At 60.4% G+C, this 22,470-nt stretch carries 20 protein-coding genes and 3 pseudogenes; 11 read left to right on the top strand and 12 right to left on the bottom strand.

Going from position 1 to position 22,470, the window contains the following annotated elements; translation table 11 throughout:
• Window positions 1–683: 683 nt before the first annotated feature.
• Window positions 684–1,685 (bottom strand): hypothetical protein, encoded by a 1,002-nt coding sequence (locus tag C3Y91_RS24500; RefSeq protein ID WP_168575934.1) that lies wholly within the window; start codon window positions 1,683–1,685, stop codon window positions 684–686.
• Between the two features lie 54 nt (window positions 1,686–1,739).
• A complete protein-coding gene (locus C3Y91_RS24495) occupies window positions 1,740–2,405 on the bottom strand; it encodes a DUF1007 family protein (protein WP_168575933.1) in 666 nt (221 codons plus the stop codon).
• 440 nt (window positions 2,406–2,845) lie between these two features.
• Between C3Y91_RS24495 and C3Y91_RS24490 the strand changes: the two genes are divergently transcribed.
• From C3Y91_RS24490 to C3Y91_RS24480, 3 genes are all read left to right on the top strand, one after another.
• A complete protein-coding gene (locus tag C3Y91_RS24490) occupies window positions 2,846–3,844 on the top strand; it encodes an ABC transporter permease subunit (protein WP_168575932.1) in 999 nt (332 codons plus the stop codon).
• Window positions 3,845–4,374: 530 nt separating this feature from the next.
• The gene (locus tag C3Y91_RS24485) at window positions 4,375–6,819 is read left to right on the top strand and encodes a 3-keto-alpha-glucoside-1,2-lyase-like domain-containing protein (RefSeq protein ID WP_168575931.1); all 2,445 of its coding nucleotides are present in this window, start codon (window positions 4,375–4,377) and stop codon (window positions 6,817–6,819) included.
• A 5-nt stretch (window positions 6,820–6,824) separates the two neighbouring features.
• On the top strand, window positions 6,825–8,711 hold the full coding sequence (locus tag C3Y91_RS24480; protein WP_246780222.1) for an alpha-amylase family glycosyl hydrolase: 1,887 nt from the start codon (window positions 6,825–6,827) through the stop codon (window positions 8,709–8,711).
• A gap of 110 nt (window positions 8,712–8,821) precedes the next feature.
• Here C3Y91_RS24480 and C3Y91_RS24475 read toward each other — a convergent pair whose 3' ends face one another.
• Window positions 8,822–9,097 carry a metal/formaldehyde-sensitive transcriptional repressor gene (locus C3Y91_RS24475; RefSeq protein ID WP_168575930.1) on the bottom strand — a complete coding sequence of 92 codons (276 nt, stop codon included), beginning with the start codon at window positions 9,095–9,097 and terminating at the stop codon, window positions 8,822–8,824.
• A 361-nt stretch (window positions 9,098–9,458) separates the two neighbouring features.
• Here C3Y91_RS24475 and C3Y91_RS24470 point away from each other — a divergent pair, with 361 nt between their 5' ends.
• The 4 genes and pseudogenes from C3Y91_RS24470 to C3Y91_RS38115 form a co-directional block, all read left to right on the top strand.
• On the top strand, window positions 9,459–9,833 hold the full coding sequence (locus C3Y91_RS24470; protein WP_168575929.1) for a hypothetical protein: 375 nt from the start codon (window positions 9,459–9,461) through the stop codon (window positions 9,831–9,833).
• 63 nt (window positions 9,834–9,896) lie between these two features.
• Window positions 9,897–10,168, top strand: a pseudogene (locus C3Y91_RS24465) (metal-sensing transcriptional repressor).
• Between the two features lie 98 nt (window positions 10,169–10,266).
• Window positions 10,267–11,586: an MFS transporter gene (locus C3Y91_RS24460; RefSeq protein ID WP_168575928.1), complete on the top strand. Its 1,320-nt coding sequence runs from the start codon at window positions 10,267–10,269 to the stop codon at window positions 11,584–11,586.
• A 66-nt stretch (window positions 11,587–11,652) separates the two neighbouring features.
• Window positions 11,653–11,896, top strand: a pseudogene (locus C3Y91_RS38115) (YqaA family protein); the annotation flags it as partial.
• Between the two features lie 144 nt (window positions 11,897–12,040).
• Here the strand turns inward: C3Y91_RS38115 and C3Y91_RS24450 are convergent.
• From C3Y91_RS24450 to C3Y91_RS38455, 3 genes are all read right to left on the bottom strand, one after another.
• On the bottom strand, window positions 12,041–12,925 hold the full coding sequence (locus C3Y91_RS24450; RefSeq protein WP_168575927.1) for a DUF1259 domain-containing protein: 885 nt from the start codon (window positions 12,923–12,925) through the stop codon (window positions 12,041–12,043).
• Between the two features lie 193 nt (window positions 12,926–13,118).
• Window positions 13,119–13,589 (bottom strand): chromate resistance protein ChrB domain-containing protein, encoded by a 471-nt coding sequence (locus C3Y91_RS24445; RefSeq protein ID WP_168575926.1) that lies wholly within the window; start codon window positions 13,587–13,589, stop codon window positions 13,119–13,121.
• 14 nt (window positions 13,590–13,603) lie between these two features.
• Entirely contained in the window at window positions 13,604–14,563 is a 960-nt protein-coding gene (locus tag C3Y91_RS38455; RefSeq protein WP_168575925.1) for a Fe-Mn family superoxide dismutase, read from the bottom strand.
• A 93-nt stretch (window positions 14,564–14,656) separates the two neighbouring features.
• On the opposite strand from C3Y91_RS38455, the gene C3Y91_RS24435 reads away from it, so the two are divergent.
• The 3 genes from C3Y91_RS24435 to C3Y91_RS24425 all read left to right on the top strand — a co-directional run bounded on the left by C3Y91_RS24435 (window position 14,657) and on the right by C3Y91_RS24425 (window position 18,416).
• Window positions 14,657–15,634: a chromate resistance protein ChrB domain-containing protein gene (locus C3Y91_RS24435; protein ID WP_174827117.1), complete on the top strand. Its 978-nt coding sequence runs from the start codon at window positions 14,657–14,659 to the stop codon at window positions 15,632–15,634.
• 16 nt (window positions 15,635–15,650) lie between these two features.
• Entirely contained in the window at window positions 15,651–17,066 is a 1,416-nt protein-coding gene (gene chrA, locus C3Y91_RS24430) for a chromate efflux transporter (RefSeq protein WP_168575924.1), read from the top strand.
• 153 nt (window positions 17,067–17,219) lie between these two features.
• Window positions 17,220–18,416, top strand: a complete 1,197-nt coding sequence (locus C3Y91_RS24425) for an MFS transporter (RefSeq protein WP_168575923.1) — start codon at window positions 17,220–17,222, stop codon at window positions 18,414–18,416.
• A gap of 1 nt (window position 18,417) precedes the next feature.
• Here C3Y91_RS24425 and C3Y91_RS24420 read toward each other — a convergent pair whose 3' ends face one another.
• Window positions 18,418–19,278, bottom strand: coding sequence for a class I SAM-dependent methyltransferase (locus C3Y91_RS24420; RefSeq protein WP_168575922.1), 861 nt, complete (start codon window positions 19,276–19,278; stop codon window positions 18,418–18,420).
• Between the two features lie 198 nt (window positions 19,279–19,476).
• On the opposite strand from C3Y91_RS24420, the gene C3Y91_RS24415 reads away from it, so the two are divergent.
• Complete coding sequence (locus C3Y91_RS24415; protein WP_168575921.1) at window positions 19,477–20,088, top strand: TetR family transcriptional regulator; 612 nt, start codon at window positions 19,477–19,479, stop codon at window positions 20,086–20,088.
• Between the two features lie 96 nt (window positions 20,089–20,184).
• Here the strand turns inward: C3Y91_RS24415 and C3Y91_RS24410 are convergent, their stop codons facing one another.
• From C3Y91_RS24410 to C3Y91_RS24390, 5 genes and pseudogenes are all read right to left on the bottom strand, one after another.
• Window positions 20,185–20,727, bottom strand: a complete 543-nt coding sequence (locus tag C3Y91_RS24410) for a hypothetical protein (RefSeq protein ID WP_168575920.1) — start codon at window positions 20,725–20,727, stop codon at window positions 20,185–20,187.
• A 206-nt stretch (window positions 20,728–20,933) separates the two neighbouring features.
• Window positions 20,934–21,149: pseudogene (locus C3Y91_RS24405) on the bottom strand (amino acid ABC transporter permease); the annotation flags it as partial.
• A 100-nt stretch (window positions 21,150–21,249) separates the two neighbouring features.
• Entirely contained in the window at window positions 21,250–21,897 is a 648-nt protein-coding gene (locus tag C3Y91_RS24400; protein WP_168575919.1) for a hypothetical protein, read from the bottom strand.
• Between the two features lie 40 nt (window positions 21,898–21,937).
• A complete protein-coding gene (locus C3Y91_RS24395) occupies window positions 21,938–22,096 on the bottom strand; it encodes a hypothetical protein (protein WP_168575918.1) in 159 nt (52 codons plus the stop codon).
• A 61-nt stretch (window positions 22,097–22,157) separates the two neighbouring features.
• A complete protein-coding gene (locus tag C3Y91_RS24390) occupies window positions 22,158–22,448 on the bottom strand; it encodes a metal-sensing transcriptional repressor (protein WP_028733384.1) in 291 nt (96 codons plus the stop codon).
• Window positions 22,449–22,470: the final 22 nt, after the last annotated feature.

Raw genomic sequence — 22,470 nt, 5'->3', positions numbered from 1 at the left:
CAATTTCTCCGATTCCGCGGGCGCTCTATTTATCAGTTTGTGCGACAGAGTACAGGTCTGACGTGGGAGGAGTGGACGACCCTTGCCTGGCGGGCTACGAGACGTGCCATGCGCCCACCTGCCGCGCTCATGCATGGCGGGCACGGAGCAGTTTAGCGAGTAACTATGTTTATCCTGGCAGGGAGGTCGTGCCGCGAGATAGGTTCAGGGAGCGGCGGCTGGCCGGCGCGCGTCATCCGGAGCGACGAACATGTCTTCGCCGAAATGTCTCGCCACCGGGCAAAGGGGCTGCGGGGCGCGCTAAGATGGATTCTCAGGATCAGCGCAGAAATCGGCGGCTGATCTCCCGATGGTGTGTAGCCGCCCGACGAACCGTGTCGTCTCGCCCCCGCCACGATCAGGTATCGCGCTTGCTCGCCCGTGCCAGCGGATGCGCCACATCCAGCTGCCGGCAATCGCAACCGTCGCGGTCAACCTTTCCTGACGCGTGCTGCAGGTACTGATAATGTTGCGCAGTGCTATGGTTTATGGACGATTCCAATGCGGCCATGATCCGTCACCCAGCCGCGAGAATGCTCTCCAAGCTGGTCGGCGCGCTGCAGGATTATTAGGCTCATTTCTCTACACAGGTCAAAATCCAATGAGAAGATGCAGCTTAACGTCGTTCGGTCAGCCCCGCAGACTCAAGGTGACGGTTCACAGATCGGAATCGGACGCGGCGGCGGTGCGGGATGATCCTGGACGAACTTGGTAATGATCGGCTCCAGCGTCTCCTTCGGCCAGAATTTTGGAACGCCGATCTCTTGCAGACACGAGGCGTTCCAGTAGAGGCCGAGACGTGCGGGCGACTGGCCCGCCGCCACGGCCTTGGAGACGGCGGCGATGTCTTTTGACTCAGGATAGATGTAGAGCGTCGTCGGATTGTCCTTCACCATCGACAGCACCTGAGGCGTCTCTGACGGCGACCAACTGGTACAGCCATCGCTGCGGCCGCCCGCATAGGTGATGAGTTTGCCACGAGGAACAAATCCGTCGCGGTTGGCGTATGGACTGTCGGGTTTCTTCAACATGCAGATGCCTGAGACAAGTGCGGAGGCATGTCCGCCTATCGCGCGCTCCCTGGCATTGGCGGTCTCTCCAAGGCCGTCGAACTGCACGAACGATCTGGTCAGGAATGCGTCCTGCTTTGGGGAAACGCTGTAGTAGCCCTTGAAGGAGGTCTTGATCTCGCTCGTGAGGTAGGCTCCTCCTGCGGTCAGATTGGAGTTGAGGGCGTTGCCGAAGTTCTTGGCGCACTGCCGTCCGTTGGTGAAGTTGGCGACTCCCTGCAGGTTGCGGCCACCGCCATGACCCGAGGAAATCACCCGAAAGGACCGCTCTGCTTCGCAGATGATATAGAACCGGCCCCCCGACGCCCCGTCGGTCAGATCGTTTGGACGTGTTGCGTCCATGGCAAAGTAGCAGGCGCTCCGGACCTTGCCTTGCGAAACTTGTTCCAGGTAGAGTGCACGCGCCCTTTCCAGCACCTTTGGTGCGATCTCTTCGGTTCCGGCACCGACATGCGCGTTCAGCCAATCCGGAAGCCGGGACGCCCCTTCTGACGCCAAGGAATCGGAGGTCGCCGATAAACAGGCGACGGCTGCGAGCAGTCCGAAAAATTTGAGAAGTTTGAGCTGGGGATTCACGTATATCCTCCCGAATCAGATCTGCGAAGGTCCGCCATCACGATTGAAGAATGCTTAACAACGAACCTCAAGCCGGGTGGCAACGATCTGCGAATAGTCGGTCCCCATTGGGTCGTTGAAGAACATAGCGGTCAGCATCGCCTGGTTTTCCGCGAGAATCTCCTTCGAATCGGGCCTGACGACCTTTCGCGTGCATCGGCCGAAACTGTCGCCTGACGTCTTCATGGCCGTGTCGTCGGCAAAATCCAGGGCCGTGTAGAGCGTCGGGTCGAAGACCCGGAATACGATCAACCCTTTCAACGGCGTCTTCTGCACCGGCTTCTGACTGAACGATAGCGTGAGGGAGCCGTCCTCATAGGTGCCCTGCAGGACATCTGGCTTAGCCAGCGCCACCGCCTTGCCGTTGATCGTCACGTTTGTGTAGTAGTTGTACTGGCTAAGCGATTCCCGCACCGTCTTCGCGACCGCCGCTATCTCCGCAGGGTCGAGAGTGTTGTTGCGGTTCTTATCGTAGTCGAGAAGCACCGATGACGAGAAGACTTCGTCGAAGCGCCAGTTGTCTCGCAATTCCACCAGGCTACCGTCCCCGCCCGCGACCGCCTCGAACATCGCGTCGACGAAGATATGAGGGTGGGCCTCCGCGCCTGTCGGAGCACCGGCGACGGCTAGCCCGGCGAGGACACAAAGTTTGATGGAGACTAACTGGCGGAACGATGTCATACGACGCGAATGTCGTGATGATTGCGTCCGATTTAAGTTGAAGTCGCCGCCGATGACATCGCGGTATTCGGCAGTCGACTACCCGAAAGGATTATCCGCGTCCTAGACTGTCCCGAGATTGCTCGCGAGTTCATACGGGCTGTCATCAATCTCACAGGAGCAGCAGATGCAGATCGACCCAGCAGGAAGAATTGGTGGCGTTGGCTAACTGACCTGCCGCGCGTCCGGGAATTTCAACGGCCAAGCTCTTCGGGGCCTTCATTTCCAATACAGCACATCGCCGTACCTCTTGTATCCCCCGTTGTTGTCAAGCAAGGAAATGGCAAAGGATCGCGAAATACTTCAGTCTGGCCCCATCCTCAGATAACGCTAGCATTGAATGGGCTATTCTGTGCTTCTATGCTTGGAAGGACGTTCATAACGAGTTCGGGAGGAAACGCGTGATAAGATATATCCTCTGGCGAATTGCCGCCATGATCCCCACGCTGCTCGTGATCTCGGCGCTGGTCTTCACCATCATCGAGCTGCCACCGGGCGACTTCTTCGAGAGCCAGATCGCCGAGCTGCGCGCCTCCGGCGAGACCGCCAACCTCCAGGAAATCGAGGAGATGCGCCAGCAATACGGCTTCGACAAGCCGGAGATCGTGCGCTATTTCTACTGGGTCGGCGGCATGCTGCACGGCGATTTCGGCTATTCCTTCGAATACCAGCTGCCGGTCTCCGACGTGGTCGGCGATCGTCTGTGGCTGACGATGCTCGTCTCCTTCACGACGATCCTGCTCACCTGGCTGATCGCCTTTCCGATCGGCATCTATTCGGCCACGCACCAGTACAGCTGGGGTGATTACGGGCTGACCTTCCTCGGCCTGATGGGCATCGCCATTCCGAACTTCATGCTGGCGCTGATCCTGATGTACTTCGCCAATATCTGGTTCGGCATCTCGATCGGCAATCTGATGGATCATAAGTACCTCAACGAGCCGATGAGCTGGGCGAAGGCGCAGTCGATCCTCTCTCATCTGTGGATCCCCGTGGTCATCGTCGGCACGGCCGGCACGGCCGGCATGATCCGGCGGTTGCGCGCCAACCTGCTCGACGAGATGCAGAAGCAATATGTCGTCACTGCGCGTGCCAAGGGCCTGCCGCCGCTGAAAGCGCTGGTCAAATATCCGCTGCGCATGGCGCTCAACTTTTTCGTCGCCGATATCGGCTCGATCCTGCCGACGATCATCTCGGGCGCCGAGATCGTCGCGATCGTGCTGTCGCTGGAGACGACGAGGCCGATGCTCATCAAGGCGCTGCAGAGCCAGGACATGTATCTTGCGGGTTCCTTCCTGATGTTTCTTGCCTTCCTCAATGTCATCGGCATGCTGGTTTCGGATGTCGCGCTCGGCTTCCTCGATCCCCGCATCCGCCTGCAAGGCGGAAGCACAAAATAAGAAGACTTGTGGCGGGCTCTCCATGTGCTCCTCCTACCGTGCTGTTCACCAGTTCGGACTACCATCTCGATGTGCAAAGCCTTGCCTCCATCGACTTGGGCCTCACTCGCGCTCACGCCACTAGCCGCATTTGCCTGTTCCAGCAGAAGCTCTCGGTGATCTATACCTTGCTGATCTGCTCCCTACCGGGATTGGCTAGAGCCAAATCTGAGCCGTCTTTCCACGCATGCATCGGTTCGGAGTGTCTTATGCAGATCGATCGGCACCGAACGTCGGGTCCAGCAAGCGCTCTCCTATAGGTTTTATATTGCGTGCCGACTTTCGGAAGAGTAGCGTGGACCACGTACCAGTCGCGCTAGCAGCTAGATAACAGCGGTCGTCATCATTGGCGCCTCGCGGCGACACCAGTTCAGGAGAGGGATCGGCGCTGACTGAGCTGAACCCCTGAGCCCGCTGTCGCGCTTTGCAGCACAATTACCAAGGAGAATGCCGCATAGGACCAATTTGTCCACCTCAAGGGGAGCAGGGAGATGGCAAAATCCAGCGAGTTCACGTCGTTTACGAAAGACGTGCAGGGACGTTATCTCTGCAATGACTTCTCGGAGGTGGAGGCATGGCGCAGTGAGGGGGGAAGACCTTTCGATTTCATCGTTGTCGGCGGTGGAACCTTTGGCGCTGCAATTGCCGAGCACCTTTGGTTTCGGCAAAGGCAGGCTGGTAAAGGCTTGCGTACGCTTGTCGTGGAAGCTGGACTTTTCACTGTTCCAGAACACGTACAGAACACTGGAATCCTCGGTTTTTCCAACCCCCAGGCTCCTTCTTTTCTCGATCTGAGCGCAAATCAGCCGGAGCCGCCCCGGAACGAGGTTTGGGGCATTCCATGGGTCTCCGGAATTCCATTCATGGGGCTCGCGTACACGCTGGGCGGCCGATCTCTCTATTGGGGCGGCTGGTCGCCGCGGCTTCTGGATGAGGAGATGGCGACTTGGCCAGCAGCGACCGTCGCCGAACTGAATAGCCGCTATTTCGATGAAAGTTCGCGCCAAATTGGCGTCGACGAGACGAACGACTTCATTTTCGGCGAACTGCATCGCGTGCTCCGGCAGAACTTGTTCAACGCGGCTGGCGGCATCAAAGACGTCATCCCATTGCCCTCGCTGCCGCCATCGCCGCTATTGAAGCCCGGTTCAAATCCGCTGGACCTTCTCGGTCTATCCTCGTCGGACGGGCTCTCGCCCGCCGATCTGTTAAACATGCTGAAGCTTGAGGCCCCCCTCGCTGTTCAGGCCCGGCCACCGCATGCCGGCTTTTTCCCGCTCAACAAGTTCAGCACTGTCCCGCTGATGATGAAGGCCGCTCGCACCGCCTCGACCGGCACTGGAGCTTCCGACGGCAACAAGGATTTCATGGTGCTGCCGGACACGCACATTCTCAACTTGGCTAAGGAACGTACTGCGGCGGGCACCTGGCGCGTCACCGGCGTGAATACGAACCGCGGCCGTATCGATCTTGCCCCAGGCGGTGCCGTTGTCATCGCGCTCGGCACAATCGAGAGTGCGCGACTTGCTCTCGTGTCATTTGACGGGAGCGATTTGCCCACTCTCCCGTTGATCGGTAAGAACCTGATCGCCCACCTCCGCTCCAACCTGGTCGTTCGGGTGCCTCGGACCGCGATTCCCGGGCTCTCATCGACGACGAACGAGTTACAGACGTCGGCACTCTTCGTGAAAGGGCGAGCAACCCGAGCCAATGGTGACGTTATCGGCACCTTTCATCTTCAGATCGCAGCAAGCGGCGGCGGCAGCAATGTTGGCGGGGAGGACGAACTCTATCGAAAGGTTCCAGACATCGATTTCTACGACCAGCTGCGCACCTCCAACGATACGCATGTCGCGATTGCGATCCGCGGGCTTGGCGAAATGGAGCCCGCGGATATGGGCAGTCTCGGTTCGCATCCGAGCCGTGTCGATCTGGACGCCCGCACCGACGAATATGGCGTGCGGCGGGCCATGGTGACGCTCTTGCAGACGTCCAGGGACGATGAGCTTTGGGCAGCCATGGACAATGCGATGGTAAGCGTTGCTGCTGCCTTCGCACCCGGGCAGGCGATTCCGCCGCCTGGTCACGATCCCCTCGGCACCACTCACCACGAGACCGGCACCTTGCGCATGGACCCAGATCCGAGTCGTGGCGTCACGGATGAGGACGGTCGCTTTCACCATGTAGAAAACCTCTACGCCGCAGGCCCTGCACTCTTTCCAAGCATCGGCTCGCCGAACCCGATGCTGACCGGCATCGCCCTGTCACGTCGTACAGGCGACCTCATCATGACGCCGGCGCCCTTTACTGGCGATCCAGGCTTCGAGGTTCTGTTCGATGGCACGTCGCTCGGCGACTGGGAAATGTCGACGATCAGCAATCAGCCTGGACGGAGTGATCCGGGCAGGTTTCGAGTGCACCGCGGCATGCTGGAAAGCCAGACCGGTACGGATCTCGGTCTGCTCTGGCTGACGCGGCCCACACCGGAGAGATACGTTCTACGCCTACAATGGATGATGACCGCGCCGGACGACAATTCCGGTATTTTCTTTGGTTTCCCCGATCCGAGGAACGAGGGATACGACAACACCGCCTATGTTGGTGTCAATTTCGGCCTTGAGCTGCAGATCGATGAGCTTGCGCGACCTGACAATACGCCGATCCACCGTACGACCGCCATATACGGCTTTAAGGGACCTGACATATCGCCTCAGACCCGTCCCATCGGTGAATGGAACGACTATGAGCTCACGGTTGATGGTCCTGACATCAAAGTGTCTTTGAATAGCCAGACCGTCAATCAGTTCCATTTCACCGGCGATCCGCAATCACCACGCCGTGCGCAGCCCTCGACGGCGCAGGATCCGCGCTTCGTCGGGCTTCAGACTCACACCGGGCGCCTGTTCTTCCGCCGGATTCAGTGGAAGGCATTGTGAAGCAAATGGCGATGAACCTGCTTCCGACGGGCGATCTTGGCGCCATCGAAAACAACGGCGCGGTCACGTTCGGCCTTTGGCTGCCATGGGTCTCGACGAATGACGGCAACGCCGTTGCGGTAAAGATCATCCACGAAGCTGATCAGTTCCTGCAGAATGTGCCGCCTCGCGAGTTTCCGCTCACACACAGTTTGCGCCAACCACATGGTGACTTCTGGTCCGCCACGGTTCCAATAGCCGGCACCGCGCCCACGGCTCCGGGCTCAGCCTGGGGAGCGGCCGGCCGGTACGTCTATCGCTATACGATCACGAACCCGAACGTCGGCGTCCTCGATTGGATCATCGATCCTTTTGCCCGCGAATTCGGTGTGGGAAAGCTTTCGGCGTTCACCCTCGGTTACCAGCCACATGTCTGGAGCGCCGCCGAGGCGCAATGGCGCACGCCGTCTTTGTCGGACCTTGTTCTCTACGAGATCAATATTGCCGAGCTCGGCGGCGATTTGGAGCGAATCCGAAGTCGCGTCGCCTACCTGGCCGATCTCGGCATCAATGGGATCGAGATCATGCCACTCTCAAACGTCGGCAGCTCGGTCGATTGGGGCTATCTGCCGATCGGCTATTTCGGCGTCGATGAACGCTTCGGCAAGCGCTCCGATTTCCAGGCACTGGTCGATCTCTGTCACCAGCATGGCATTGCGGTGATCGTGGATGTGGTCTACGGCCACACCGGCGTGGATTTTCCATATTATGACGCCTACACGCGACTGGGCTACCGCGAGTCCCCCTTCATGGGACCATTCGCAAAGGACTATTTTAGCAACTTCGGCAAGAGCACAGACTTCAACCGCCAGTTCACACGCGACTTCTTCTTCACGGTCAATCATCACTGGCTCGAAGTCTACCACGTCGACGGCGTCCGTTATGACTGCGTACCGAACTACTGGGATGGGCCGCTCGGTGTCGGCTATGCCGGTCTGGTTTATGAAACTTACCAACTGACAAAGGCGAAGGTTGCGCAAGGTGCATCTCCCTGGCAGCGGTTCGATATGGGCGGCGGCGAACCGCTTGCCCTCGTGCAGATGGCCGAGCAGCTCGAGGATCCGGACGGCGTATTGCGCTCGACTTACTCGAACAGCACCTGGCAGAACCAAACCTTCGATGCGGCACGCAGTGTCGCGCGCGGAGACAGGGGGCGGCTGGCCGATCTGGGACTTCGCTTGGGGCTATTCGGCTACACTGAACAAGAGACCATGAATGGCGATCGAGTTCCGAAGTCGGCGCTGCAATATATCGAGAACCACGATCACGAGCGCTTCCTGTGCAATTTCGGAAGCTACAACCTGGATGAGGCCGGCAATCCTCTGTTCCAGGAGGGAGACCGCGGCCGCTGGTACATGCTGCAGCCCTACTTGATCGCGCTACTTATGTCCAAGGGCGTTCCGATGCTCTGGCAGGGCGAGGAGTTCGCGGAAAACTACTTCCTCCCCGACATTGGTGCAGGGCGCGTCGGCCTCCTGCGTCCTCTTCGATGGGATTACTTCTATGACAGTTCCGGCCAGCCCATTGTCTCGCTTGTTCGCAAGCTGCTTCGTATCAGGCGTGATCGGGACCATATCCGGCGCGGCGCATACTACTTCTTCAATGATTGGGATCGCTATCAGAAGCAAGGCGTGCTGATGTTTGCGCGCCACCAAGCCGCCCGCTATACGCTGGTCGCGATCAACACCGGCAGCACCGAGCAGAGGGTGCCGTTTTGGTTTCCGATTGCTGGCGATTACATCGAGGAATTGCACGGGGGCACCCTAAACCTGCCGAATATCGCCGCGCTGCAACAGATCTCCCTCACGATCCCATCACACTATGGCGGAATCTGGACTACCGGGGCGCCGTAGCGAATGCGACTGGAGTAACCGTCGCCGAACTTAAGTGCGTGTAGATGGAGAAACCCCGCCAGCCCGTGGCGGGGGAGCCGATCGTCTTCTGATCGGTGACGGCGTACTTGCTATTTCAGGTAGGCCCGCACGACGTCGACAAGCTCGGCGGCGCCGTCGTCACGGTCCTTTTGCGCAAGGTCTCCAGCGGCGACGTGAAGAAGAATATGATCCTCGATCATCTCGGACATCAGGCCATTGATCGCGCCTCTGGCGCCGGCAATAACCTGCAGCACTTCCGCGCAACTCTTCTCATCCTCGAGCATCCGTTCGACCGCCTCGATCTGGCCGCGAATGCGGCGGACGCGGTTGATAAGCTTGGTCTTCTCGCGCGTGGTATGCGGCATGCGGCTTCTCCCATAAAGGCCGACCCGTAGAATAGAGGGGTACTGTATTTAATCGAAACGCGCTTGACTATATCCCCCCGGGAGGATAGGGAAATTGCGCTGCAGAGGCCGGATATTCCGTTTTTCCCGCTGACGTTTGCCGTCACCCGCCAGTGCTCGACGCTTCCCGGGCCACCAACCAGCCGGTCATCCTGACGCTGCGCACCAGCAGCGCTTACAGCGACATGAAACGCCCGGTGCAATAGCCGGTATTCGGTTGCGGGGCGTGATGTTCGACATTGTTTTGGCGGCTTTCGCGGCTTTAGAATTCGGAACGTCGCGGACGAGCGATGTTCCGATTCGAGCGGTTGGGGGGCGAGCCATGAAAGCAATGATCACGACTGTCGTGGCGGCCGTGGCTATGCTGCCGAGTTTTGCCTCGGCGGACTCCTATCAGGTCGCCATCGACGGAATGATGCGGGCGTCCTATCGGCACATGGAACTGACCTATGCCTGCCGCCACGTCACCGGTCCCTCGCAGTTCAGCAACGCCCGGGTGGCGGCCGACAATGCTGTCCGCGCGACAGGAATACCGACGGATATGGCGATGGCGACAGTCGAAAAGATGGCATCCCGCATCAGGGCGGCTCCTCGTTGGAAGGCTCGCCCCAGTCTGACCGAGTGTACGACCGGCGTCGCGCGGACGAAGCAGGAGCTCCTACGCTGGCGTCGGCAATTTCGGCGCTCGCAGCAGTAGACATCCCATCTCAGCCCGTTTGCAGCCATTGACACCGATCCCCTCCGGGGGGATAGATGAGCCATGACAGAACACACGTACGCCACCCATCCAGACATCGTCAAGCGCCTCAAGCGGGCCGAGGGTCATCTCAAGTTATCGCTATGATCGAGGGCGGCAAGCCGTGCCTCGACATCGCGCAACAACTCTCCGCCGTCGAAAAGGCGATCATCAATGCGAAGCGGACCCTGATCCAGGATCACCTCTACCACTGCCTGGAGGAGATCGTCGGCGCGCTTCCCAGGGACCGACGCCAGTCGATCGACGAATTCAAGACGATCGCGAAGTACCTCTGAACTGCGTGTCGCCACCGCCCTTTTTCATCGTCCTCCTGCCGCCGTCACTGGTCTCACAGTCCTTCGGGAGCCGCGACCGAACAGGATAAATCTCGCTCATGCTGCAAGTCCTTGCCAACCGCACCTATCGTCATCTGTTCCTGGCCCAGGTGATCGCGCTTATCGGAACCGGCCTTGCCACCGTCGCCCTCGGGCTCCTCGCCTTTGATCTGGCCGGGGCCGAGGCCGGCGCGGTGCTCGGTACCGCGCTCGCCATCAAAATGATCGCCTATGTCGGCGTGGCGCCGGTCGCGGCCGCTTTTGCCGAGCGGCTTCCCCGCCGCGCGATGCTCGTCTGCCTCGACCTCGTTCGCGCAGCCGTCGCACTGTTCCTGCCATTTGTCACCGAGATCTGGCAGATCTACGTCCTGATCTTCGTGTTGCAATCGGCATCGGCCGCCTTTACTCCGACCTTCCAGGCAACGATCCCAGATGTGTTGCCGGACGAGAAGGACTATACCCGCGCCCTGTCGCTCTCGCGCCTTGCTTATGACCTCGAAAGTGTCGCAAGCCCCATGCTGGCCGCCGCACTCCTCACCGTGATCAACTTTCACAGTCTGTTTGCGGGCACCATAGTTGGTTTCCTCGCTTCCGCCGCACTCGTCGTCTCTGTCGTGCTGCCAAGCCCAAAGGCGACTGAGCGCCGCGGCATCTACGACCGCACGACCCGTGGCCTACGGATCTATCTCGCGACACCGCGGCTTCGGGGCCTACTGGCCCTCAATCTGGCTGTCTCAGCGGCAGGGTCGATGGTCATCGTCAACACTGTGGTCCTGGTCCAGGCCGAATTCGGCTTTACCCAGCGTGCAACGGCCGTGGCACTGGCCGCCTTCGGCGGTGGTTCGATGATCGCCGCTCTCCTGCTACCGCGTCTGCTCGACAAAACGCCTGATCGGCTCGCCATGCTGGCGGGCGCCGCAGTTCTGACCGCCGGCCTATTCGTCGGCGTTGTGGTACCGGGCTTTGCGTGGCTGCTGCCGCTCTGGCTGGCCATCGGGCTTGGCTATTCGTTGGCGCAGACGCCCTCAGGCCGTCTGTTGCGGCGCTCGTCGCAGCCGGAGGACCGGCCAGCGCTGTTTGCCGCGCAGTTCGCGCTGTCGCATGCATGCTGGCTGATCACCTATCCGGTCGCTGGTTGGCTTGGAGCCAGCGTCGGCCTGCCGGCGACGTTCGCCATACTTGGGGTGATTGCGGCCGCCGCCATCTTCGCAGCGACGCGGCTTTGGCCGGCACATGATCCTGATGAGATCGAGCACCTCCATGAGGAGCTTGATGAGAACCACCCGCACCTCGTCGGCGCGACGCGCGTCGGACAGGGACACCGGCATAGCCACGCCTTCGTGATTGATAGCCATCACCCCGATTGGCCGGCCGCGTGATGAGAGTGCGACGCAGCCGATTGCGGGACGTTTGCCGGTGATGAGCGATTCGCGGTCTACGCCGGGCTGTTCCTGGTGGCGCTCGCCGCCGCCACGATCCTGCCCATGCAGTCGGAAGCGGCGCTGGCCGGCCTGTTGCTCGCTGATTACACGCCGTGGCTGCTCATCACGATCGCAAGCGTCGGCAACGTGCACGGCTCGGTGCTGTTACCATCGCTACGGCAAGTGGTCGCTGCTTCCGAGCTGGGCGCCGATGGTCGGCGATCCGCTCACCATTGTCGCAGGCGTCATGAAAGAGCCACTAACTGTGCATCGCGACATTGCCGCATCGGTCATCGACATCTATCTCGCCTTCCGTCCTGCCAATGAGCGTCGCCGGCCGGTCTGCTTTATACAACCGCGCCCCCTAGCATTCCACGCCACGCGGGTATCGCTTCGGGGTCACCTGGTGCGTTCAGGAGTGGCGCACGTTGACTTTGTCCAACGCGGACTTGAGGCCTTGTGTCAGCTTGCTGACGCCATCGTTCGCCCAGAAATGCATGAAGAACAGCCGGGGTTCGTCGTCGAGCATATGGTTGTGCACGGCAGTAACCTCTATCCCGCCTTCCCGCAACGCGCGCAGCACCGGGTTGACCTCGGAGGCGATCAGGACGAAGTCGCCTGTGATCGCCGCCTTGCCGTTGCCGGTCGGCTGGAAGTTGATGGCAATCGCCGAACCCATCGCCTCGGGCACGTCCATGCCGCCGTCCTTGATCACCTCGGCGCGGGGAATGCTGATCTGGTAGACGCCACCGTTGACCTTGCCCTTGTGCCCCAATGCTTGATCGATGGCGGCAGTGTCGAGATCGATGGCAGCCGCTGGCGGGCTCGCTGGCGCCTCGGAAAGCGGCGTCCCGCTTTGCTGCAACGCGATATGTAACGCGGACGCCAGATTGACCGGATCGCCGTGCCCGAGGACATGCATGTACATGGTCGCCGGCTCTGATCGCAGCAGATGATTATGCAGGGCGGTCACCTCGATGCCGCTTTCGATGAGCTTCGTCATCACGGGATTGACTTCCGGCTGGGTCAGAACGAGATCACCCATCACCATGGCATCGCGGTCGTCCATTGGCTTGAACGCAAGCCAGGAACCGAGCGCCAGAGCTGGCTTCAGCTGTACGCCGTCCAGAGTGACCTTCAGGTCCGAACGCGGCAACCCGACACGGTAGACGCCGCCGGCTGCCTCTGTGCCAGAACGACCGAGCGCTTTGCCGACCGCCGACCAGTCGGTTTCGGCATGCGCTGGAATTGTAAGGGCCAGCAACAGGGTGGCGCCGATGGCTAGTCTTGATCGCATCGCCTTGCTCCTTCTTGATTGTGCCCCGTCCGTGAAAGTCCCGCTTTGTCTTGCCATCTGGCAAAGTGTGATCAGTTTCGAAGCGTCCGCAGTCGCCTTCGCCAGCACTTCCCGCCGAAGGCGGATGGCGTGGCAAAAGCGATGGCCGACGCGACGCCCGCCGCGCGGCCGCGCCACATCCACCATGTCGAGCTCAAGCTGCGGTCGGCTTCATAGCGGGTGGCCAGCTGTGTGTCTCGGTTTTGCGGCGTGAGGCCCAGGCATAGAGGGCGTCATAGATGACGAAGCCATGCCTCAGCACCTCATGATCGTTAGGCGTTACGTCCCGAAGCCCCATCGAGATTGCCAGCAGCCCTGCCGATTGCGGCGTCAGGTCGTGCCTGTCGGTGTCGGCGCCGCGGACGATGGCAGCGATAGTGACGATTGCCGGATTGCTGTCCAGTCCATGTTTGTCGACGAAGGTATCGAAACTGCAACCCTCACCCACATGCGTGTATTCGACGCCGGGCACATCGTAGGGTGTAGCGCCGGTCTCCTCCGCCACCTTGATCACCTGGTCCGGCGGCACGAACAGGAACTCCGGCTCCTTGTCGATGAACCGCGCGATCAGCCAGGGGCAGGCGATACGGTCGATGACCGGACGTTCGCGGGTAACCCATTTCATCGCACTCACCTCCTTCAACGGTTTTCAGCAGTTGTGAACGGGACGGTCGGGCCGCCGATCGCATGCCAGGCGGCAATTCCGCCGGCGAGGGGCCGTGCGTCCAGGCCGCGGCGGCGGAGTTCGGCGACGGCATCGCCGCTGACCTGGAAGCCGTAGATGCAATAGACGACGATTGGCTTGTCCCGGGGGAGTTCGTCGGCCCAGCCGGCGATCGTTTCGGAAGGCCGTACGATCGCATCCGGCAGCATGTCGCCGCGCTTCGGCAAGTCCTCCGCGAGACAGACGTCGAGCACGACAAGTTCGTCCCGGCGTTGGAGGCGAGCGAGCAGATCCTCCGGCGCGACGTCATCGTGCCCCACGGTTTCAACCGCAGGAATGTCGGGCAGCCTGTCTGTCAGCCGCCGGAAGCGAGCGCCGACACGCTCCCAATGGATGTTCTTCATGAAGGCATCGACATAGACGCCGGCCTTGGCGCCGAAATCGATGTGATAGGCGTGCTCATACATGTCGAGGGCCAGGATCGGTACACTGCCGGCAAGACAGTTGGTGTGGTCAGCTCCCCATTGGATCATGAGCCGCCGGTGGCGCTCCGACCACACAAGAAGCGTCCAGCCCGAACCGCCCGCCTGCGCCTTGGCACAGGCCGTGAAACGGGCGCGCCAATTGGCGACACTGCCAAAATCACGCTCCAGCGCCTCGGCAAGGCCACTCGCCGCGTCTCCGGATCCGCCGAGCCCGTCGAAGTAGATCTCGTGAAGGATGGCTGAGTTCGCCGCGATGAGTTCCTCCCGCTTCAGCCCGTTGATGTCGAAAACGGGTGCCGCGCTCCAGTCGAGCTCATCGAGCCGTCGCTCGATCGCATTCAGGCGGCGCACTGCGCCGCCATAGTTGTTCTCGTAGTGGCTGGCCAACAGCCGCTCGGAGAGGCCGTCGAGACGTGGCGGCTTGAAAGGTAGTGGCATGATCCGGTGCATAGCGCCCTCCCTTAAACGACTGGCGGAAGGCTACGCCCGAATCGAAAATGATACAAGTGTTGCTTTCTGAGGTTTTGATGATACGCTTTAGACATGAACGACAACGCGATTCCGGTGGAGCAACGCTGGTTGCTTTTGATCCACCAACTGCCGAGCAAACCGGCCTACTTCCGGGTGAAGATCTGGCGGCGGCTGCAGCGCCTCGGCGCCGTCGCCGTCAAGAGCACAGTCTACGCGCTGCCTGCGAACGCCGAGACGCAAGAGGATTTCGAATGGCTTTTGAAGGAGGTCGTCGAAGGCGGTGGCGAGGCCATGGTGTGCGAGGCGCGCCTCATTGACGGCCTTTCCGACGCTCAGGCGCGCTCCCTATTCGATGCAGCCCGTGATGAGGACTATGAGGCCATCGTTAACGAGGCGCGGACGCTTTCAGCTCGGCTGGAGACAGCCACGGCGGATGAAAAGGCCGAGCTGCGGACACAAACCGGCCGCCTGCGCAAGCGGATCGTCGACATCGCAACGATCGATTTCTTTGGGGCGACCGGCCGGCTCTCGGCGGAGAGCTTGATCGCGGAACTTGAGAGCAGACTTGCAGAGGACATGGAGATGATCAACGAGGATCCCAAACCGCTCACCCCGGCCGATCTGAAGGGACGCGTGTGGGTCACCCGCAAGGGCGTGCACGTCGATCGCATTGCCTGCGGTTGGCTCATCCGTCGCTTCATCGATCCGGATGCGATTATCCGCTTCGTGCCGGGCAAAGGTTACGTCCCCAATCCGGGCGAAATTCGCTTCGACATGTTCGAGGGCGAGATCACCCATGAAGGCGACCACTGCAGTTTCGAGGTCCTGCTCGCCAGGGCCGGTATTACGGATCCGGCACTCCAGGCGATCGCCGAGATCGTTCACAACATCGATCTGAAGGACGCCAAATTCGGGCGCGAGGAGACAACCGGTATCGCCAGCCTGATCGCCGGGATCTGCGCGGCCAATCCGCAGGACGAGCAACGGATCGCCCAGGGCGGGCCGATCTTCGACAATCTTTATCAATATTTCCGCGCGAAGCGCGACTGATACACGGACACCAATCATGAACAAGATCGAGAGCCTCGACGCCACCCCAGTCCAACGCGCTGATACGCCCTCCCACGGGATATCATTTGGCGAGGCAGTTCGCGTCTGGGCGCGCGTGGCCGCCCTGAGCTTTGGTGGCCCTGCCGGTCAAATTGCCGTCATGCATCGGATCATCGTCGAGGAGAAGCGCTGGATCGGCGAAACCCGGTTCCTGCATGCGCTGAACTACTGCACGCTGCTACCGGGACCTGAGGCGCAACAGCTTGCGATCTATATCGGCTGGCTTCTGCACAAGACCAAGGGCGGGCTGGTGGCGGGAATCCTGTTCGTGCTCCCCGGCGTCGTCGCCATCATGGCGCTGAGTTGGATCTATGCCATCTTCGGCAATGTCGGGGCCGTTCAGGCGCTGTTCTTCGGATTGAAGGCCGCGGTTCTGGCGATCGTGCTTGAAGCCGTACTGCGGATTGGCCGGCGGGCCCTGAGGAACAATGTGATGATCGGACTCGCCGCCGCTGCATTCATCGCACTCTTCCTGTTCCACGCCCCATTCCCGCTCGTCGTGCTGGCCGCCGGCATCGTCGGCTATGTCGGCGGCCGGGCCGGCTGGGCAGCGTTCCGCGCAGGCAATGGCCATGGCAAGGTCGGCGGCAAACAGGTCGCCGATGCCGATAGCGTCCTCGGCGAAGAGGTTCCCGCCCACGCCCGCCCACCGGCCAGTTGGTCGCTCAAGGTCGCGGCAATCGGGTTGCTGCTCTGGGGCGGGCCGGTCCTTGCACTGCTCTTTTTTCTCGGACAGGGCAACGTCTTCACGGACATCTCGATCTTCTTCTCGAAAATGGCGATGGTCACGTTTGGCGGCGCCTATGCCGTCCTGTCCTATGTCGCCCAACAGGCGGTGGAGCAATACCATTGGCTGAAGCCCGGCGAGATGCTCGATGGCCTCGGCATGGCTGAAACCACACCTGGCCCGCTGATCATGGTGACGCAGTTCGTCGGTTTCATGGGCGCCTATCGCGCGCCGGGAGCTCTCAATCCGCTGCTGGCCGGTATGTTAGGCGGCCTGTTGACCACCTGGGTGACCTTCGTCCCTTGCTTTCTCTGGATCTTCCTTGGCGCGCCGTTCATGGAGACCATGCGCAACAACAAGGCGCTCTCCGCCGCGTTGGCCGCAATCACCGCCGCCGTCGTCGGCGTGATCTTGAATCTTGCAATCTGGTTTGCGCTACATGTGCTGTTTACAGATCTCCAAGAAGCGCGTGCCTTCGGCATGGCCGTCGATCTTCCAGTGCTGAGTTCCGTCAATGTCCCGTCGCTGATCCTAACTGTTGGCGCCGTCATCGCTGTGTTTCGCTTCAAGATCGGCATGCTGATGGTGCTCGCCGCCTGCTCACTCGTTGGATTGCTTTATGGGCTGCTGATGGGCTGGGTCTAATGCATGCCGGGCGGGAGTGAGGAGCGGTGTCGGGATCACGACATGCATAAACCGAAGAGCTAAGCGGGCAGGCTCAGCCCAGTGCCAAAGGGTGCGTGCCGGACGCGCAGGCTTTTCCAAGAACATCGTCGCCGACGGAGATCAAACACGCCCGTGCAAGTCCTCCAACCGACAACCACTCTCTTCGCGGCGCGGGCTTTGCGTGATTTCGGCGACGGCTTCGTGGCCATCCTGTTGCCGGTCTACCTGCTGGCTCTCGGCTTCTCGCCCTTGCAGGTCGGCATCATCGCCACCGCATCCCTCTTCGGCTCTGCGTTCTTGACGATTGCCATCGGGTTTCTCGGGGCGGGTCATGATCTCAGGGGCTTGCTGATCGCAGCCGCCAGCCTGATGGTGGCGACTGGCCTCCTGATGTCTATGGTCAACGACTATGCGCTGCTCCTGGTGGTCGCGTTTGCCGGCACGATCAATCCGTCGGCCGGTAGCGTCAGCATCTTCGTACCGCTTGAGCACGCCGTGCTCGCCCGCGAGGTGACCAGCTTCGATCGAACGAAGATGTTTGCCCGCTACAGCTTGGTCGGAGCGCTCGCGAGCGCCGTTGGCGCGCTGGCCGCCGCTCTGCCGGAATTCATAACACCGTTCGGGTTGATGCAACTGACCGCCATCAAGCTGATGTTCGTTCTCTACGCGGTCGTTGGCGTCGTGGGCGGCCTCTTTTATGCTCGCATACCACCTCGTCCAGTGAGTCACACAGACGCCAAACCGGCGGCACTCGGACCTTCGCGCGCCATCGTCTTGAAGCTCGCGGCTCTCTTTAGTCTGGATGCCTTCGCTGGTGGTTTCGTGGTTCAGTCGCTGCTCGCGCTGTGGCTGTTTTCACGCTTCCATCTCTCGCTCGCCGAGGCAGGGGTGTTTTTCTTCTGGACGGGCGTTCTGTCGGCCTTCTCGTTCCCTGTCGCGGCCCGGCTCTCGAAGCGGGTCGGGCTCATCAACACCATGGTGTTCACCCACATTCCGTCCAGCTTGGCCTTGGCCCTCGCCGCATTCGCACCGAGCTTGCCGCTGGCGCTCGCTTTGCTGCTCGTTCGGGCAGCACTCTCGCAGATGGATGTCCCGACCCGCTCTTCCTATGTGATGGCGGTCGTGTCGGAGGCCGAGCGCGCTGCGGCGGCGAGCTTCACATCCGTGCCGCGAAGCCTTGCTGCAGCCGCAAGTCCCGCGCTCGCCGGTGCTCTCTTCGCTGCGTCGTTTCGAGCGTGGCCGCTCCTGATCTGCGCTTCTTTGAAAATCACCTACGACTTGCTGCTGTTGTGGCAGTTCCGACACCTCAAGCCACCTGAGGAAAGTTGAGTTAATTGCCTCCGTTTTCCATTTGTGTGGCCTCCTGACTTGGCATGCTGGAGACCGGCTGCGCAACGAGGTAACACAGCCCCTTGGTCCCGACCTCACCGCGCTCGGCGATGTTGAACCCGGACTCTTCGACGATAATCGCGACCCGGTCGACATCGACGTGGCCATGGCGGTGGAAACGAAAGAAACTTCTTTGGCGCAGCGGTCTTGCAAAGTCGATGATGACCAGGCGACCATTCGGTCGTAGCACACGAAGCGCCTCCCGGCAGAATTCTTCGCGGCCTCGCTTTGGCAGGTGATGAAACATCAAGGTGCTGAGGATGACGTCGAACTCCCCATGCTTGTAGGGCAGGTCCTGAGCCGTTCCCGTCGAAAACGCGATCGGTCGTTTTGCCCGCTCGGCCTTCGCCATGGCTCGTGCGACCATTTCGCCAGACGCATCGATCCCTTCGACCCGTCCGTTCGGTCCGACCCTTTGCTTGGCAAGCAGCGCGATGGTGCCGGTACCGCAGCCGACATCGAGGACCGCGTCTCCCGGCTTCAGCTTTGCGAAGCTCAGGATCCTTTCACGGAAAGCGTGCTCGCGGCCGCCGGTCAGAAGCCATGCCAACGCGTCATAGCGTGCAGCAGAGTGGAGCAGGATGCCAATATGCGGCACCTTCGTCTCCGCGGAAGCCGATTCCTGAGCCGGCACGGCAATCCGGCCGTGAACGTTCGGCCACATCGCCAGAATGGCGATCGCGGCGAGCAAGCCGGCGTGAAGCACCAGGACGGGAATACCCAGGGAGAAGAGCACGTTCGCCTGTCCGAACAGGAAGAATGCGCCGACCACCACCGCCACTTTGATGACGATGACCGCCATTTGCGTCCGTCGCTGATGAATTCTTCCAAAAAATCGTCGGTGCATTGCTTCGTCTCCTGTTCGCTCGTTTCGCCCGAGCCATTGACAGGAGCATACGATACTGGACATCGTGTCCAGTATCGTTTTTACTGATCGCGACCTCCAGATGCGCCCATTACTGGACGATTGACCCTCCCGTGACCGAAAAAGGATGCCCAAGTGCCCGTCGGATCAATCGATCGTCGTGTCGCCCGGACACGCGGCCTTCTGCAGCAGGCGCTTGTCAAATTGACCGCCGAGAAGGGATATGCCGCGGTCACCGTCGAGGACATCTGCAGGCAAGCCAATGTCGGACGCTCGACGTTCTACACCCACTATCCCGACAAGGATTGCCTGAGGAAAGCAGCGATCGACGAGCATCTGAAGCCCCTCCAGACGAGGGATACAGGGCGTTGCTCGCAGCCAGACACCCATGGCTTCTCCTTCAGTCGTTCAGTGTTCGAGCACGCGCTCGCGACGCGGGCGATGCACCGTGCCCTGCTCGGTGGGTCGAAGCGCGAAACGCCGGAAGAGATCCGCGACTGGATCAGCCAGCAGATTCGCAGCGAACTGGCCGATCTTTCCGGCCACCGCGAAAGTGGCACCGAGCTTGAGATCGCCACGCGCTTCGTCGTCGGCGCACTTCTTGAGGTCATGCACTGGTGGCTTGACCGCGATACCGACATCACCCCTGCCGAGATCGACCGGATGTTCCAGCAAATGGTTTTCGATGGGATGAAGACCGCACTAGACGCCCCCACTCATGCAGGTGGTAAGCGCCATCCTTCGTGATCCGCTCCGAAGCATCGAAGCCGGCGCTCGGTTCCGGTAATGGCACGAGGATTTCATGAATAGCTGGCAGCCGACGGCGTTTTGAACGCGTCAGGCTCAGTTCTCCCATTGCGCCTCAGCGACAACACTTGCCACCAGCGGATCTCGTCCCACCGGCTCGACTGGCAAGGTTAGGATGATCATCTCCCGCCGCCCCGCTGAATTTAAGGTAAAAAGCTTATGAACGTGGGTCCGCCAGTGCTCTTCACGAACCGGCTCAGCATCAGTCAGATTGAAAAAGTCCCTTTCGAACACCGCGCTGTCAACGCCCGAAGCGGCGACCGTGCAACTTTCAACAGCGTTGCCACTAACGGTCGCCCTCGTCACCAAAATCGCCTGCCATTGCGAGTTTCCGCGATGGCCAATCATCCAACCTTCAGCAAGATCCGCGTTCTCCATCGGCGCCAAGCTGATCACCAGATCGAATGGTAGCGGTCGCCAACCCCTCGCCCGCGCTATCGACGCCGTTCGAGCGAAGTTTGGGCCCTTGGTCAAGCAGCGACTCTTGAAAAGTTCGAACGCCGAGAGCGGTTCTTCGGCATGACCGGCGCCACAGTCGCAAAAAAGCGCTGCCATGAGCATGACGGCGATACGGATCATCAGCTTCGTCCGCACTGAGAGCATAACCGCCAGGTCCGCCCATCGGCACCGGGCCGATCCGGGCCTGCCGGCTAAATCATATTTTATACCCTGCTCTCCGAAAGAGAAAGCGGCGTGAGGCCTCATCGACAGCAGACAGGGAACTGTTTCAACGACAGACCGAGCCGGTCCTGTCGCTCTATCGAGGGTATTGCGAACGTCTACGTTTAGGTGCGCAGCCTGAGGGCTCGCTCGGTCCTGTCGGCGATTTGGGTGACGACGAAGCCGACCACCATGTAGATCACGACCGCAACGAAGAAGGCTTCGAGGTAGTAGAAGTTCAACGCTGCGGTCAACTGCGACTGCGCGAAGATGTCGACCACTTTGATGGCGAATCCGAGCGACAGCGCCTTCAGGATCATCACGAAGGAGTTGGCAAGATCGCGGCAGTCGCCACCCAAGAGGAACCGGGATAGCAATCATTCGGATCGCAATCCCGGCTTTCACGGAACGATGGACGCCAAATGGCGCACAACCGATTTATCAATTCGCAAGGAAAATCGGGATGCTGCGAACAACCTCGCCGTCATCCTTTGCGATGGAAATACGGGCGTAGACGGCATCCTTGATCTTGCCTTCGACGATCAAGGTTTTCCCGTTGCCAGGATTTTCAGTCTTGAGGTTGCGGATCTGGTAATCCTCCGCCTTCGGGCCGATAGCCTGCACGACGACGGCGTCAGCAGCGAGCGGCCCGACCGGCGTGGAGCCTTTCAGGAAGAAGAGCTCCCATGCGGTGGCGTCGATCGGCTTGACCTCAACCTGCAGGCTTTCGTCGAAAGTAGCGAGAGATCCACCATTTGGCCCCATGACGGCTTCAATTGGTGCCGCTCCCGGCAAAAAGGCTTCGCGGGTATGGAAATGGGTTCCGTGCCAGACACGGACGCGCACGCGGTAGGCACCATCCACCTGACCGCTGGCGACGACCGTGGATGCGCTTGGACCCGCTGCGATAGCAAGCGGATGAATTTTGCCGGAGACATCGATTGCATCCGCCTCGATCTCTTTCAGCGGCGGCGCTTTGTAGTCGCTTACGCCCGCCTCGCTGAAAACGATCTCCCATCTGTCGTAGGTCTTGCCAACTATATCGACCATTTGGCCGTGGCCCATATGGATGGAAGGCTGTTCGGACATGTCATGCTCTCCTTTTGCAGTTATGCCGGCTGGCGGCGTTTCAAACAATGCCGGCGATGTGCCGGCTATAACCTATCCCTGTGGATAGGATGATGGCAGACGCGGTAAAATCAAGAATGACCGCCGCAAGTCCCTCTCCTTCCAGCGCAACATTCATGGTGGGAGCCGTTCGTCCGGCCACCACATGACGGTTGATCATGCAAGGCTGCGACGGTGATAACTCACGCGTCCCTCGCCCTGCACGGAATGCAGACAGGAGACTAAAGGTATTTAGTGATCGTCTTGAACTCGTCGATCGACTGGCGTTCTTTCCGAGAAAGGGAACCGACGACATCCTCGAGGCAATGATCGAGATGATCCTGAATCAGCGTCTTCTTGGCCTGCACGATGGCCTTTTCGACCGCAGAGAGCTGCTGAGCGATATCGACGCAATCCCGACCGTTTTCAATCATTTGCACGACGCTCCGAAGATGTCCCTCGGCCCGCTTCAACCGCTTGGCGATTGCTTCATGATGATGATGGATGGTGTGGCCATCGTCGGATTCGGTCATGTCTTTTCGTGGTCCATGCTCC

Source organism: Rhizobium ruizarguesonis, from assembly GCF_012349115.1.
In the GTDB taxonomy this organism is placed as follows: Bacteria; Pseudomonadota; Alphaproteobacteria; order Rhizobiales; family Rhizobiaceae; genus Rhizobium; species Rhizobium ruizarguesonis.
This window is presented reverse-complemented; position numbering and strand designations above follow the sequence as displayed.

Bases quoted from the DNA above. Each gene is read 5' to 3' on its own strand.
- C3Y91_RS24410 (WP_168575920.1), bottom strand. From the start codon at position 20,727: ATGATCCGTATCGCCGTCATGCTCATGGCAGCGCTTTTTTGCGACTGT.
- C3Y91_RS38455 (WP_168575925.1), bottom strand. From the start codon at position 14,563: ATGCACCGGATCATGCCACTACCTTTCAAGCCGCCACGTCTCGACGGC.
- C3Y91_RS24420 (WP_168575922.1), bottom strand. From the start codon at position 19,278: ATGGCGGTCATCGTCATCAAAGTGGCGGTGGTGGTCGGCGCATTCTTC.
- C3Y91_RS24485 (WP_168575931.1), top strand. From the start codon at position 4,375: ATGGCAAAATCCAGCGAGTTCACGTCGTTTACGAAAGACGTGCAGGGA.
- C3Y91_RS24495 (WP_168575933.1), bottom strand. From the start codon at position 2,405: ATGACATCGTTCCGCCAGTTAGTCTCCATCAAACTTTGTGTCCTCGCC.
- C3Y91_RS24395 (WP_168575918.1), bottom strand. From the start codon at position 22,096: ATGATCAACCGTCATGTGGTGGCCGGACGAACGGCTCCCACCATGAAT.
- C3Y91_RS24475 (WP_168575930.1), bottom strand. From the start codon at position 9,097: ATGCCGCATACCACGCGCGAGAAGACCAAGCTTATCAACCGCGTCCGC.
- C3Y91_RS24480 (WP_246780222.1), top strand. From the start codon at position 6,825: ATGGCGATGAACCTGCTTCCGACGGGCGATCTTGGCGCCATCGAAAAC.
- C3Y91_RS24450 (WP_168575927.1), bottom strand. From the start codon at position 12,925: ATGCGATCAAGACTAGCCATCGGCGCCACCCTGTTGCTGGCCCTTACA.
- C3Y91_RS24400 (WP_168575919.1), bottom strand. From the start codon at position 21,897: ATGTCCGAACAGCCTTCCATCCATATGGGCCACGGCCAAATGGTCGAT.
- C3Y91_RS24390 (WP_028733384.1), bottom strand. From the start codon at position 22,448: ATGACCGAATCCGACGATGGCCACACCATCCATCATCATCATGAAGCA.
- C3Y91_RS24445 (WP_168575926.1), bottom strand. From the start codon at position 13,589: ATGAAATGGGTTACCCGCGAACGTCCGGTCATCGACCGTATCGCCTGC.
- C3Y91_RS24470 (WP_168575929.1), top strand. From the start codon at position 9,459: ATGAAAGCAATGATCACGACTGTCGTGGCGGCCGTGGCTATGCTGCCG.
- C3Y91_RS24460 (WP_168575928.1), top strand. From the start codon at position 10,267: ATGCTGCAAGTCCTTGCCAACCGCACCTATCGTCATCTGTTCCTGGCC.
- C3Y91_RS24435 (WP_174827117.1), top strand. From the start codon at position 14,657: ATGAACGACAACGCGATTCCGGTGGAGCAACGCTGGTTGCTTTTGATC.
- chrA (WP_168575924.1), top strand. From the start codon at position 15,651: ATGAACAAGATCGAGAGCCTCGACGCCACCCCAGTCCAACGCGCTGAT.